We start from the raw sequence: 13,734 nt of genomic DNA on the forward strand, positions 1-13,734 counted from the left end.
GTCCAGGCAAATATTAAAATTATTACTTTAAAAAAATGACGCCAAACGTGCCCTTAACTGATTATATTCGAATATCCTATACCCGCTTTTTCCCTTATCGCTCATCCAGAAGGGAAGTCATCAGGTGGCCTTGGTCGCGGTGTTATAACCAACGTATCTTCATCTGCTGGTTCTTCCTCGGCAGCGGGCAATGACTGAATGCGCTGTTCAAGAGTGTTGGCTAAGGATTCTGATATTCGTAAAAAACCCCGTAACCGCTTTATTCTGTCATCGAGAAGCGAACGGATCTCCTTATTCGGGTCAGGCTCCTTGTTGACGTCCGCAGTTGTCGAGACGTAACGGATGACAATTTCAGGTACGCTTTGATCATCAATTGCCGTCGCAAGTTCTATCCATTCCTTCGATTTATCTAACGCAGCATCAGCGGCCTCAGTAAGACAGTAGCCAATGAGTACTTTGGCCGTATAGTCCAGCCCGTCGACTAGACTCAACCATTCTTCTTGTTCAGAAGTTTCCACTGTCTCGCCCTTCGGTGGGCGGACCGCACGATAGTAGCGCGGAGTATCGTCTTCTGGATCGAGACTTTCAATCGCCCGCATAACAGGTTCCAGATCCTCAAATGGACGCTTGCCGTTTGGTAATTCCGACCGGTGTTTCCACAACTCCAAAATTGCATCGAAACACTTGCGTTCGGCGGCGGCCTTTTCATCTCCAATTGCGTTCTCAGCATTAATCATGAGATCGGCAATATGATGAGCCATCCAGCGTCCGAGCGTGTCGGTTGACTCTTCCAGGCCCAGCTCTTGAACAAGCTTTTGACCAAGCGCCAGGAGGCTATTAGCAGGTACGAATTTGTCCGTTTTTGTCGAGAAGGAAGAGCTTTGCTCTGGTTCGTTTTCGTTCGTTGTCATCTTCTTCACTACTTGTATATGGCTGATATCGGCGGCGCCGATCTATTTGCACTTCAATGATGAGGTCTCGGTCCAAAGACTTCAATATTGATGCCATGAATGAAGCACGCGCCTGTAGACGGCTGCCCCTGTTGGGATTTGTGCTTTCATGACGTTTCGCCTCGTCGTAGTAGCCCCAGATCTGGCTCTCCATGACCGGCGATGTAGTTTGATTTATCCAGATGCGAAGGTCCGAGTCGCTCTCAAGTTTCATTTGTTCAATGATGAATTCTGCCGGTCGTGGCGGTGGTAAAGTAATTCCTCCCGACCAACGGTCATATTTGTCCAGCCCTCTATCTCTGCTCTGATCGAAGACCCACCCCTCCAGTTCGAAACCAGATGTATCAATCTCCATATCACTGCCGGCGCTCGGTATTGCATAGTCATGGAGATCCTTGGTAGTGGACAGAGCACGCAGAAGCGCTTCCGATTTTTCTGGTGTAACCAAGGCACTGTAGATGGACATAGATTGTTCTCGTTTTTCATCCGCTTCCGTCCAGTGTCCCCACAAGTTAAGGCAGTCTTGCGTTCGAAGCGCATCGTCAAAATCGCCATCCGTTATGTGCCAGTGGTCAGGATGTTCTTTGTCGCGACATAACCACGCGCCCTTTGTGAGTGGTTCTGGATCACGCCGATCCCAGAGCCAACGGCCACTCTGGTGCGTGAGGCCGTGACCCGATAACCATTCTGTGAACTCATCGTCATCGCCGTAATCCGGGTTTCGATGTGTCGGCATAGTCACTAATAATCGTCCCGCGACAATCATCATTGCGTGGTAGCAATGGTAAAAATGAAGATTGTCGGTCCGAGGATAGTCACCTTTATATGGATAGGAGCGGTTATCATCGTATAGTCTACGTCGAGCCCGTTCGTCGTCGTCCCAGCGGCCTTTCGCGCTAAAGCCAAAATCGTGCCGTATGATCTTCAGGGCTTCCGCCTCAATGTCACCCTGGGATAAGGAAAACACCCGGGCGAGCGGCGCATACCAGTAAGGACCAATGTCTATACCAAAATAGAACTGATCTTCATTTGTTTCGGCATTTTTATCGTGCTTATGCAAAATTTTTCGTTCATGGTTTGTGGAATCGACAATGGGCAGCGGCGATTTGTTGACACACTTCAAACGATCCGAAAGTCCGTCTTCATCAGCCAGATGGCCGCTTTCTATAAGTTGAAGTGCTGCGCGCGCGGCGAATTGTCGTATCAATACATGGGGCTGGCCTTTCAGTGCCCAGTCGGCAAGCTGGTTGGCGTAGGGTACGACCGACCCCGGCGCTTCCAATGTCGCTCTGGCCAAGCCAATGAGTAGCCATTGATGTGCATGAAGACTATAAAACGGTAGCCGTGCATCGACAAATGGACCACCATTCTTAGTATTGGCCATCCTCATCAAATAATCAGTAACATCCTCTCTGCCGAGACGGAAAAGTTCGAGAACGACATGCGCTGCCTCCCAGCGCAATACAGCTTCCGGTGCGGCCAATGCGGACCAGATATAGCCAGCAATAGCTTCCCGAGGATCGACGGGTGGAGAAAATGCGTCGCTCCAGGGCCCATCACCATCATTTTCTTCCAAGGCAGTGCTGAACAGATCCAGTCCGTATGCCAATGCGCTCACGGCCTCGTCGCTCGATAGCTTGATCGCGAGAAGCCCGACAAGAGAAAACAGTTGTCCTGTTTCGATTAGATCGGGTATTTCACCAGTTGCGGCCAGCACAACATCGATAATTTCGGATTGGCTTACATCCGCCAGCGAACACGCCACTTCAAAAGGCATGACTTCGTAATACCGATTTTTCCTCACATCCATGCAATATCGGCGGCAGATAACTTTTAGAGCACTTGCTATGGCGTGAGATATGGCTGGTCGTCCCTTCCAATTCTCTGGTACTCTCTCCAGAAAGGTTCTAAAGCTGTATAGGCTGAGTTCAGTTGTATCTGCGACGGCTCCAATAAAGCCGGGTTCCGCACCAACAGGAATGCGACGCATCGCCTCTGTGAAGAAATCTTCATGACGCCAAGGCGCCTCGGTTTGTTTGAAGGCAAGGTAAGCTTGAGTGAGGCCGCTTGTTGTCTCCATATCCTTGTTTGCGAAGATATCATCCCATGAGGGGATCTTGTGTTCATTATCAGTCAGGAATGGTGACTGCTGTTGAGAAGTCTTTGTCCGTGTTGATTCCTCCCGTTCAGACGATACAATTGTATCGGCCAGGTTTTCCAATATTACGCCATGGTTTGACGTCACCTGTTGAAGCCTTCTTAGTTCTGACGAAGTGAGGTTGGAGAACTGGGCATAGCGATAGAGAATGCAGCTCGCTAAAGCCTTCTCTTGTGCTTCACTCGAATTTGCCAGTACCGGCTCAAGTAGCTCGGCATAGTCCCACTGCGCTCGGAAACCGATCAACGGCAGAGCATCGCGAGGGTCAACGACATCCCAGTCGATTAAATTGCTGATCGCAACTGGCAATAACCTTTCGTGCCATCCGAAACTACGGTCTCGCCATCGGCTTAAGATGGTGACAGCGGAAGACGGACATAATCCGCATAAGGCGTTAATGGTGCTATCCCAGGGGAAATGCTTGTCCCGCACAACAAAGTGGTAGGTCAGCTCGGCGCAACGCGCGAATTGATAGGCGACTTTGGGAGATGGCCGGTCAATGCATGCAGCACGATCGGCAAGATCAAGCATGGCATCCCATCGAGCCAGATTTTCCTCGCCTATTTTTCCTGCAACTTTCACCGCTTCATTGAAATAGGCCTTTGCGTCTGATTTGCTTGTGGTGAGAATTGCGCGCGCCACCTCTAGATACCCGTCGGAAGTGCTTTCCGCCTCTGAACGCTCTTCTTTATTTAGCGTGTAGGATTCTGTTGCATAGGCCAGTGAAGCAGGCTTCGTTTCGTCCCGCTGTGCGCACAGCCGACAGAGCGCGTTGAGTATTGGGGTGAACAATGGCCTTTTGAGCTGCTCTTTCCATTGGTTGAATGCCGCCAACGACTCTTCATTCGTGGATTCAGAGTGGTGCAGGATATCCATCCAGAGTAGGGCAATCTCATTCGAGGTGTGAGACTCTTCGCCGTATCGGAAACGCTCGGCTTTTCTGGACGCAGCGGCCACTTTCTCTATTTCGCTCGTAACGTCTTCTTTCTTCACCTGTCCAAGTAACACTGACGCCCAGAGCTTGTGCCATGGGAGTAGCGCACCAATATCCTCTTTGAATTCCTGAAGATCGCGAGATGCTGAGTGTTTGTTAGCCTTTTCAATCTCCTTTTTCAACTCGGAATGGGCAACATCGATCAACTCGATTGTCGCTCCTTCGAGAGCGGCCCGCAAGCAATAAGCGCGCAGAAGAGGCTGGCGAAATTTTGAGAGCCGTGACGCGAATCCTCGGGGTGGGTCCGGGGGCAAATAATGGTTCAGTATCGTAACTGCGTCGCTGTGAGTACATAGGTTATTCTTCAATGCGGCTTCAACTACAGCCGTCACGGCGTCAATTGCTGGCTCTCCGTCATCCCACCCATTGCGATTGCTAAGTTTGATGCGGCCTCTGGAAAGTTGGCGCAGCACTTTTTGGGTAATTTTGTCAGGAGGCGTTTTATGAACCTCACGCAATTCAGCGGCGACAGCAAGGATTAGATTAAAATTGATTCCGGCAGCACGAGCAATTGCCTCAACATCTGACCAACGCCCATGGTCAATCAGGCGTCGAGTTACAAGCCGACCAACTCTGTATGAGATTTCCCGTGGTTTCCAGCGCCTTAAACTCTCGGCAGCATCTGTCGGGCCGTGAATATTCAGGTGCGCAAGGGTAAGCTCAACTATATCCTGATCGGAAATATGTTCGTTTTCGCGCTCTTCTGGCGTCAAGCGTGCCCAGTTTCTTAGCCATTCGTAGGCCATACGCAATCGACTGCGAGCGTCTCCCGCTAGCTCCTTTCGACCTGAAAGAAGTGCAGCCTCGTATGCATGATGAGAGCCGATCCATCCGGAGCCGAATGTGCGGCGGGAAACAATTTCTTGAATGAGGTCAAGCTCAAGAAAATCTGAGGCGAGGTCGGTGTTATTTTGAAGCAGTTTACGTTGTCGTTCATCACCAGCCGTTTCTCCACCTGCTTTCAGGGCTAGCTTGGTTGCCTCAAGATAGCGTTGGGATCGAAGCCCCGCTTTCAGCGCAAATTGGAGTCGTTGCAATTCGACATCGCGCTTTTCAAGGGGGCTTCCTGTCGGAAGAGCAGATGAAGACAGCGCCAGCTCTACCAGTTCAGAGAACTGTCCAGCTTCCAGCATCAGTTGAGGTAGCATGGATGCTACATATGCACTTCCATTTGCTAAAGGCTTTAGGCTGGCAATGAAGCCCGCCATCCCTTGCGCAGAAGGCTTGAACTTATCACGAAACCACGTTTCGGTAGGCTCATCCAGGAACTGAATGGTCTCTCCAGCTACGAGAAGAGGTCGGCCAATATCAAAGGCAAAGCTTTTGATGGCTTCTTGCTCGACTCCGGACATTGCCGAAAGGATGCGGATTGGAATTAATGGCCTCAGCGCCGCCAGTCCTGCGCAGATTTTCTCAACGCGTCCCTTCTCAATCGGTCCGGAAGCATCCTTGAGATTCGCGATGGCTTTATCCAATAAGTCCGAAATTGTATCTTCTACGCTTGTAGGATTGGGGCCGAGAAGTCGTAATGTTTCCTGCAATGGCAACTTTCGAGACAAGGCCAGGGCTTGGACGCGTGGATTGTGTGAGCTTAAGCGATGGAATTCATCGATATCGTGTTCATTTGCTTCGGGAAATGTCTCCCGTAGAAGAACTGTCGTCTCATCACGGCTGAATGGGTTTAGTTCAATTGGTATCGTATTGATCGGTGGATCAAGAAGGTCTTGACGATGCGAGCGACATAGAAAGACGAGGCGAACCCCTTCGGGAATACTCACGCGGATGAGGTCGCGTACGAAAGATCGAGCCTCTCCAACTTCCTCCGCTGCCATCTGAGCGTTATCCGCTGCGTCTATTACAATACATAAGTAGGCCTTCGGATTAGACGAGCGCAGGATTTTCACCGCTTGACTCAACCGATAAATAAACGCTCGAACATATGCCGCTGCATCTGCGTGTATCGTCGGAATTAAAGGGTGGCACAGACTATCTGCAGCTAGTTCGTTTGCGATTTGAACAAGGGCATCTTTGTGTCTATGACGATAGCCGGTCGCATTTCGATACTGCCCGTTACCAAAGCAGTCATAAAGAATACAAGCTGAGCCATCAGGAAGGGTTCTGCCAATCTGAGTTGCAAAGACTGATTTACCGACACCACCGGGAGCGTGGATGACGATCGGACCCGTCGCGCTAACAATTTGGCCGATGATTTCGAATTCTTGCTCGCGTGAAACGGCTTCTCCGTAGTTTTCGATAAGACATTGAGCGGGGAACAATAAGCTTTCGTCAGTTTTCAGCGCTCGTAAGACGTCGATCTTCGTTATCGTTGGATTCTGTTCTCCTTCAGAAAGAGCCCGGCGGGTAACAAGTTCCTTCAATTGAGTCGGTGCATCAACGTCTCCATCAGGCAGATAAGCACTGACCTCCTGGAACAGGATATTGCGTTGATCCCAATACCCGTCTTGGCTATCTTCGAAGTGGAGAAGATCGCAGAATGCTGCCAATTCGCTTCCCGTAAGCCCTGTAAATTTCTGCAGCTTCTTCAGCTCAGTCGGATGACGGGGATTCGCCTCTCCAGCAGCGTCGGTGACAGCTTCAAGCACACTAGTGCTGATCGGCCTATTCGTGACAAACCAAAATTCCAGTTTTCTTGCCAAGTGTGCTGGGGTGTACGCCTTCTGTAGTTCTCCATACCGTTTCGCAAATCCCTTTATAGTCTTTTCTAGCCCACTCGCCGTCCACGGATCATTTGCATGCAGCGTTGAGTGCTTGAGCTGCATGTACCGGACTAACCGTGCTTGTCCGATATCCTCGTTTTCGAAATACTCCGCAATATCAATCAGCTCTTCACCGGCGTCGACTGGCTCGGCGCCTGGCTGCTCACCTGGCGACGGACCTTCGATGCTCACGGCCATCAAACCACTTTCTGCAGTGAGTAGCTTTAGGCAGCGTCGGGCAGCCCAGAGGTAGTGAAATTGATCTCCGTCGCGACTCGGGCGGACTAAATTAGTTTTAGACATCATTATTCAACGTTGAGATCCCATCCATTCTTCCATAACGTATCATTACATCTATAACGCGAGCCGCCATCCGGCTGTCAATCCCCGCCCCATGAATTCCACCACTCTTAGCTCTAAGATCTTCAACATCCAATACTTTTGTCAGAGTATCTAACGACGGTCCTCTGTGGCTGCACGACAGGTTCATTGCCTGCGCCCAGGGAATGGCTGCTTTCTGACTGCAAAATACACCTTGAATTGGCGGCATTGATAAACCGTAGCGGGCAACGTGATCCAGCATAATCGGCCAGTCAAAACTGGCGTTGTGAATGACGATAAGCCGATCTTTCAGGTATTCGGCAATCTGGTTCCATTGGGCGTCGAAGGATTCGAATTCAGCGGCCTGTTCATTGGTGATCCCGTGTATTCTTTGTGCTTCTTCTGAAATGTGTTTTTGTGGCCGTGTTTTAAATTCGACGGATTCCGCTATCTCTCGATTTCTTACCACGGTGATACCGAGTGTCACGATATCCGGCGGGCCGTTTTCGTCAGGGAGTCCGGTGGTTTCGGTATCAAGGACGATGTAATCGTCCGGGAGTTGGGTGAAGATCCACAGCAGTTCTTTGTACATTGCCATCACCTCCTGCCACTGCCGCCACTATTGCCATTGATGGATTCGACGTTGACTATCGCTCCCTGGTCATAGTGGTAGCGCAGATAACGCCAGTGGATCGCATCGGACAGCGCTCGGGCACGCATCACCCCGTAGCATTCCCCTTGCGCTCTCACGCTTTGGTAGTGAACACCGAAGCTTTTGGCATCACGTAACGCGTAACCGAGCTGCTGGGCTTCGCCGTAATTCTCGGGATCGTAGATGGCGTCTTCGGCCAGGTGACGTACATCGTGAAGGGTTGTCGGACCCAGCTGTACGCGAATCACACGCATTTCCTGAGTGGTCTTGTCGATTCGGGACTCACGCAGGAATCGCGCCCGGTGGAAAGACGATTCGGCAATGGCGACCGCTTCATCGGCGGCACAGTAATAGATGCCGAAGTCCCGGTTGAAGCGACCACCTCGCCCATCGACTGGCGGGTGAGTAAAGGCCGCCATGATCCAGGAGGCACCATCGCCATAGACGCGGTCTTCCGGCGGCACCAGGCGAATATCACCGACTTCATCCCGTAGCCTGGGATTCGTCAGGGACTCGACAGCGTAGAGCACCTCCCAATCCTGTGGGTTGGAGACGCGCTCAAACAGGTTGATCTGCGGGTAGCGCGACAGTATGACCCGATAGACCGGTTCATTGACCTCGCTGCTGGGTAGCGTATCGATTGCAATCACCAGCCACCCCGCTCCGCATCGAGAAAATCCCTGACCACGGCCAGGTCGACCACCTGACCAGCAAGTATCCGGTCCAGCGGCGCCGTGCCATTGAACAGCGGGTTGTCGTTCGGTGTGGCCAGCCACTGGTCAGCCAACACCTGATCAGGCAACAGGATTTGCAGGGACTTGTAGATCCCCAAAATGTAGCTGGCCCGTTCCAACAGGTCTCGCGTCAGCTTGGCCTTCTCGGGTTGGCTCTTCCAGTTGTAAAGGGTCTTCTCATTACTGAGCCCCAATAGCGTCATCTGCTGGGCACCAGTGAGGCGCCACTGGCTGAAGATATTGAAAATCGCCGGCAGCAGTGAACTGGTGACACTGGAACCGCGTTGCAGCAGCTGTTCGGCTTGAGCGATCATGATTACCTCCTAAGCAGCACTCAGACTGTATTTTTACAGTGCTTAAATGCAGCCTAGCAGACTGTAACGGTACAGTCAACTGGTTCAATGACTTTGTATTAAAGGTACTTTTTAAAGGTACTGGCTGTGATAGTGACGGCAAAGGCAAACGCCAGCGCGAATGGCAGGATGATCCAGGACGGGTGCAAACTGAACGGCAGCGCCAGGTACAACACCCAGGCCATGATGATCAGCGGTATGGCGGCTTTCTTGGCGTAGTGGTACACGAAAGAACTTTCCCTGCCGCCGCCCCAACGCCGCAGGTCGCGCCGCACCAGTCCATCCACCAGCGCCACCAGGGTGAACAGCCCAAATACCGGCGTGGCCAGCGTCAGGATGGCGAGTCGTACCGCAAAGACCTGGGTGATTTGCATACCCGCCAGCACATAGTCGGCGACGGGGCGGTAAAACCGGTGCAGCACCGGTCTCAGACCGGTTTCCTCCGCGGACGGTACTGGTGTGATCCAATGAATCAGATCCACGAGGCCCGTCCACTCGAAGGCAAACTGGTAGATGCGATCCGAGAGGTTACTAGCGAACACCATCGGCTGGGCGGTTAACCAGCTGCGATGAAAGTCGGTGCCGAGGAACTGAAGCTCATTCACCAGCATCTGCCGACTGTGGCCAAGTCCTTGCTCTTCCCACCAGAACACCATGCCGATCCACTCCACCAGGATGGAGAACATCAGGGAGAGAAACAGCCATTTAAGGCACTGGGCGATACCCGTCAGCAACCGGGACACGGTACCCGGCTGTGCAACCGGCCGTCGGGGATCACGGGGCTCCACCGTGCTCAAGCCTGCTCACCGGCGTCTGAGGTGCGGATCGCGGCCTCGGAGACGGCGTGCCACCAGTGATCGGTGACCCGGTACCAGTGATCGTTGGTGATATAGCTGCGACGCATGGCCTCGACTATCGCCTCAAAGTCATCAGGCATGGCCGTATCCTCGCGGTCGTCCGGCAACGGGATACGGATTTTCCAGAGCTGGCCGCCTTCCAGCAGGGCGAAGGCCTGCCCTTTGGGCAAGGTGACCATATCGGCGGCAGTCAGCATCGGCACTTCCGAAACACTGATCCGGTCTTCGTTGCGGGATTTGAAGTCGACCCCGGAACCGGGATCCGACGAATCATCGACGCCGGAGACACTCATCAGGGTGAAGACCTCAACCCGCGGTAACTGTTCGGTCAGCATGGCGGCGGTGTCCAGCTCTTTCACCCGCAGCATCAGCAGGGTATTGAAGTTACCGGCCACCTGCCCCGCTTTCGCCCGACTGCCGATTCGCGCTTCCACGTCCGACCAGGTCTGGGTATAGGCCGTGACCTGAAAGCCTGCCCCGCCTGCCTTGTTCAGCAGTGGCACGAATTCATCACCGATCAGCTCATTAAACTCATCCGCATGCAGTGAGATGGTGGGGGTCGAGCGTGATGTGGTTTCCGGGTCTGGTGCATCAGTACCCTTAGCCACGACACCGTGTTTGTAGATATGCCCCGCAACGGACACCAAATCCGCAAACATGGAATTGCCCACCGCACTGGCCACGGTGGTATCGGTGAGTGCATCCAGTCCCACATACACGATGCCCTTGTGGCGCACCACATCCATCCACTCAAAGATCGGCCTGGCATCGTGCTCATCCTGGTAATCCGGTGAGATCAGCCCGGCAATGGTGCCGGTGGTCAGCTTTTCCATCAGCGGGCCGACGGAGCTGACGATCTTGTCGAAATAGGTCTTGTCGTATTTGAACGCGGAAATCAGTCCGTCCAGCACGGGATCGTAAATGGCCTTCTCCTGCAGCAAGCGCATGCAGGCGATGGCTTCCATCGACCGCCCACGTAGGGCATTGGGCAGGTTGCGCTCTTTAATATCCGCCGCGCGCGCTTCAACCAGAGACGCCCAGGCTTCTATGCCGGCAACGCCAGCACAATGGCCGGCGTATTCCACAAACAAGGGCTCAATGTCGTTGATGTAGCGACGGATCTGCTGGTAGTCCGGCCGGCGTTTCAGGGCCACCAAGGCGCGCGCAATGATATTCACGAAGCGCCAGGCGAACTCCTTGAAGGCAGCGGAGTTGCCCTCGTTGGGCAGCTGATTGGCGATGCGGGTCGCGACCTCGGTAATGCGGGAGAAGTTACCGATGGCGTTGTAACGTGCCGACAGTTCCGGAAAGCCGAGATGAAACAGATAAAAATCCTCTAGCCGACCGGCGCGCTTCGCCTCAGCGTAGATACGACGCAACAGATCGGCATCCCCTTTGGGGTCAAAGACAATGACCACATCACCCCGGCGGATGTCCTGGGTAATCAGCAGTTCTGCCAGGCGTGTCTTACCGACGCGCGTGGTGCCCAACACCAGCGTGTGCCCGACCCGTTCACCCAGATCCATCCACACCGGCTGCTCTTGCGGTTCAACCGCGTGCAGGGCGGGCTTGCCGCCGACGGCCGGTAGTGGCGCCAACGGGTTCCAACGGCTGCGACTGCGGAGGGCTTTGGCCAGCAAAGACAGGACAGGAATCGATTCCCAGGCCACTTCCTTTTGTCGCGCCCACTGGTAAAGCGCGCCCGGCTGAACGTAACGTTGAACCTCGGGCTTCAGGGTATCGCGCAGGCGCTGGGTGTGTTGCTGGGTCCAGCGAAAGCCTTTGCCCAAAAACAGCTTATGGCGACTGACGGGGATCTGGTTGGCCCGCACTTGGTAATCCGGCAGCCGCTTCATGTGATGCTGGTAGCGCAACACACGCCATGCTTGACGGCCCCGCCACAAGCCAAAGCCGAAAAAGGTCAGGCTGGTGGCCATTGCGATACCCGGTGGCATCATCAAGGCCCAGGGGGCGAGCCAGGCCAGCGTACCCGCCGCAAACGCCGTACAGGTGGACCACAACTCCACGGGAGGCCGCAACAGCGCTTCCATCGGATGCAGGCTCATTGCCGGATGCCATCACGGGTAATCAATACCGGGTAATGATGAATACCCAGTGCGGCGGCCAGATCGCTCCCGGAGCCCAGGGTGATGGATAAGCCCTGTGCCACCTCGGCAACCCGTCGCATATCCGCCTCGGTATCGGCCTGTACCAGCATGCCCACCGCACCCAGGGCTTTGAGAGTGTCGTGGTGAGTCGCCAGCCATTGCACTGACACCGCATCCGAGCCGATGAGAAAGAAGGGACGAGGATTCCCTTGTGCCAAACGCGCCAGGGTCTCGGGATTCAGTTGGCTATCGGCAGTATCGCCGACGGCCAATCCGGGTGACCGTATGGGCAATAAATTGCTGAGAGTCGCCGGACCGAGTAAGGACTTTGAAGATAGATTCTGATCGCCCGATTCAGCCGGGGCGGTCGATTGAGTCTTCTTTGACAAAAGTGGGCTGAGTAACTGCGCTAAAGGCCGAGTATGACGACTGTCATAAATCACCGCCAGCTCAGCCAATACGGAGGAATTCATGACCAGCCCGAGCACGAGGACTGGCAACGATCGTTGTCTACGGATTCTCAAAGCGAACCTCCTGTGGTGTATCGGTCAACCGCATCCAGTGCGCCTTGACCCGCTGACCGTATCGATCAGCTCGGGCAGGATCGTTGGGTGCGTGATAGCAGCCGGCGCTTTGAATCCAGTGGGTGTGCTCGATGAAGCAGTCGCGTAGGATCGCGGCGGCCACACGCAGGTTGTGGTAGGGATCCAGTGCTTGCCAGGATGAACCCAGGACTGAACGGTGGTAACGCCAACTGATTTGCATCAGCCCGATATCCACCGAGGTTCTCGTTTGCGTCAACACCGCCTGCAGGGCCTGCCATGCCATCTGGCGCGACGGGAAATAGTGCCCTTCCCCATCAATATTGAGCGCCCACGGCCAGGGGCGGAACTGTCCATCGCTGAGCGAGCTTTGTCCGCTCTCGGTCAAGGCCACCGCGTAGAGCAGGCCCGGAGGCAGGCCGTATTCGATCGCGACTTGCTGATACCCCACTGGCACGGATTGCGACTGCGCGGCCGTCGACCACCACAGCAAACCGATGACACAAGGTATGATCGGCCAATTCACCATGACCGGCGCCCGCTAGAATCGTGATAGCGGCAAGGGCATCAAGCGATCATCCCGCCGCAGTATCAGTACGGGCAAATCTTGTCCTTGTAAGCCCGTGTGTGCGGACACCTTACCAAGCGCACCGGCGTCGATGTTCAGGGTGATCTTGTGCTCGCTCACCCATTGGGGATCGATCTGTTTCGAGGCCGCCCAGTCACGTATGCGGGATTCCTCACCGGCAAACACATCGATCAGGTACAGATCAATGCCGGAGAACTGATTGATCTGGCTGACCAATCGCTCCAGCACCGCATCGCAGGTCGGGCATTGAGTATCGGTAAAGAACAACACCCGGTCAGACGACTGCCACGCGAATTTTCCAGCGAGACCTTGATCCGGCTTGGTGGACGCGGCAACACCGGGGTCGATCAACAAACCGTTGGGGAACAAGCGCCGCTGGGCGTCGTCGTAGGCCCGCTGAAATGCCAGGATGCGCTCGGCATCGTCACGCATCATCACTGCCCACTGTTCTGCGTAGCGCCGACGTTCATCGGCACTACGGGCGTGGATGCCCAGCACTTCGAGAGGTGACAAGGTCGCAGGACTCACGCTGCCCCGGATACCCTGCAGCAAAGATTGGTAACGCTGCCATTCCGATTCATCTAATCCCCACTGGTCAGCACGAAACGGCTGAGAGTCGATACGTTCTGTCGCAGATTGCTCGATCGCCAGTGTGTTCGAAGATTGTGATTCGGCTACCTGTGGAGTATCCGCGTTAACGGGCAACGTGATGCAAAGACAGAACCCGATTAATGCGATGGCAGGTTTTCTCATGCGATG

10 protein-coding genes are annotated in these 13,734 nt (G+C 54.1%); all 10 read right to left on the reverse strand.

Features of this window, described 5'->3' with window-relative positions:
- Positions 1-101: 101 nt before the first annotated feature.
- The 10 genes from avs3b to Y5S_RS03155 all read right to left on the reverse strand — a co-directional run bounded on the left by avs3b (position 102) and on the right by Y5S_RS03155 (position 13,728).
- Positions 102-911 (reverse strand): AVAST type 3 anti-phage proein Avs3b, encoded by an 810-nt coding sequence (avs3b, locus tag Y5S_RS03110; protein WP_197055082.1) that lies wholly within the window; start codon positions 909-911, stop codon positions 102-104.
- A complete protein-coding gene (gene avs3a / locus Y5S_RS03115) occupies positions 838-7,125 on the reverse strand; it encodes an AVAST type 3 anti-phage nuclease/ATPase Avs3a (RefSeq protein WP_331280426.1) in 6,288 nt (2,095 codons plus the stop codon). Before avs3a ends, avs3b begins: the two co-directional genes overlap by 74 nt.
- Positions 7,115-7,732 (reverse strand): 3'-5' exonuclease, encoded by a 618-nt coding sequence (locus tag Y5S_RS03120; RefSeq protein WP_035230625.1) that lies wholly within the window; start codon positions 7,730-7,732, stop codon positions 7,115-7,117. Before Y5S_RS03120 ends, avs3a begins: the two co-directional genes overlap by 11 nt.
- A gap of 5 nt (positions 7,733-7,737) precedes the next feature.
- Positions 7,738-8,442, reverse strand: a complete 705-nt coding sequence (locus tag Y5S_RS03125) for an RES family NAD+ phosphorylase (RefSeq protein ID WP_035230317.1) — start codon at positions 8,440-8,442, stop codon at positions 7,738-7,740.
- A complete protein-coding gene (locus Y5S_RS03130; protein WP_035230319.1) occupies positions 8,439-8,840 on the reverse strand; it encodes an MbcA/ParS/Xre antitoxin family protein in 402 nt (133 codons plus the stop codon). The genes Y5S_RS03125 and Y5S_RS03130 overlap by 4 nt, the downstream gene beginning before the upstream one ends.
- Positions 8,841-8,938: 98 nt before the next feature.
- Entirely contained in the window at positions 8,939-9,667 is a 729-nt protein-coding gene (locus Y5S_RS03135) for a TIGR03747 family integrating conjugative element membrane protein (RefSeq protein WP_156107568.1), read from the reverse strand.
- Positions 9,668-9,672: 5 nt separating this feature from the next.
- Positions 9,673-11,802, reverse strand: a complete 2,130-nt coding sequence (traD, locus tag Y5S_RS03140; protein ID WP_197055084.1) for a type IV conjugative transfer system coupling protein TraD — start codon at positions 11,800-11,802, stop codon at positions 9,673-9,675.
- Complete coding sequence (locus Y5S_RS03145) at positions 11,799-12,317, reverse strand: integrating conjugative element protein (RefSeq protein WP_052041391.1); 519 nt, start codon at positions 12,315-12,317, stop codon at positions 11,799-11,801. The genes traD and Y5S_RS03145 overlap by 4 nt, the downstream gene beginning before the upstream one ends.
- A gap of 37 nt (positions 12,318-12,354) precedes the next feature.
- Positions 12,355-12,915 carry a lytic transglycosylase domain-containing protein gene (locus Y5S_RS03150; protein ID WP_035230325.1) on the reverse strand — a complete coding sequence of 187 codons (561 nt, stop codon included), beginning with the start codon at positions 12,913-12,915 and terminating at the stop codon, positions 12,355-12,357.
- A gap of 12 nt (positions 12,916-12,927) precedes the next feature.
- On the reverse strand, positions 12,928-13,728 hold the full coding sequence (locus Y5S_RS03155) for a TIGR03759 family integrating conjugative element protein (RefSeq protein ID WP_197055085.1): 801 nt from the start codon (positions 13,726-13,728) through the stop codon (positions 12,928-12,930).
- Positions 13,729-13,734: the final 6 nt, after the last annotated feature.

The sequence above is a fragment of the Alcanivorax nanhaiticus genome, from assembly GCF_000756665.1.
GTDB classification, from domain to species: Bacteria; Pseudomonadota; Gammaproteobacteria; order Pseudomonadales; family Alcanivoracaceae; genus Alcanivorax; species Alcanivorax nanhaiticus.

What these genes read in the sequence shown, in the direction of transcription:
- Y5S_RS03120 (WP_035230625.1), bottom strand. Translation starts at nt 7,732, where the DNA reads ATGTACAAAGAACTGCTGTGGATCTTCACCCAACTCCCGGACGATTAC.
- Y5S_RS03155 (WP_197055085.1), bottom strand. Translation starts at nt 13,728, where the DNA reads ATGAGAAAACCTGCCATCGCATTAATCGGGTTCTGTCTTTGCATCACG.
- Y5S_RS03130 (WP_035230319.1), bottom strand. Translation starts at nt 8,840, where the DNA reads ATGATCGCTCAAGCCGAACAGCTGCTGCAACGCGGTTCCAGTGTCACC.
- Y5S_RS03150 (WP_035230325.1), bottom strand. Translation starts at nt 12,915, where the DNA reads ATGGTGAATTGGCCGATCATACCTTGTGTCATCGGTTTGCTGTGGTGG.
- avs3b (WP_197055082.1), bottom strand. Translation starts at nt 911, where the DNA reads ATGACAACGAACGAAAACGAACCAGAGCAAAGCTCTTCCTTCTCGACA.
- avs3a (WP_331280426.1), bottom strand. Translation starts at nt 7,125, where the DNA reads ATGATGTCTAAAACTAATTTAGTCCGCCCGAGTCGCGACGGAGATCAA.
- Y5S_RS03145 (WP_052041391.1), bottom strand. Translation starts at nt 12,317, where the DNA reads ATGAATTCCTCCGTATTGGCTGAGCTGGCGGTGATTTATGACAGTCGT.
- traD (WP_197055084.1), bottom strand. Translation starts at nt 11,802, where the DNA reads ATGAGCCTGCATCCGATGGAAGCGCTGTTGCGGCCTCCCGTGGAGTTG.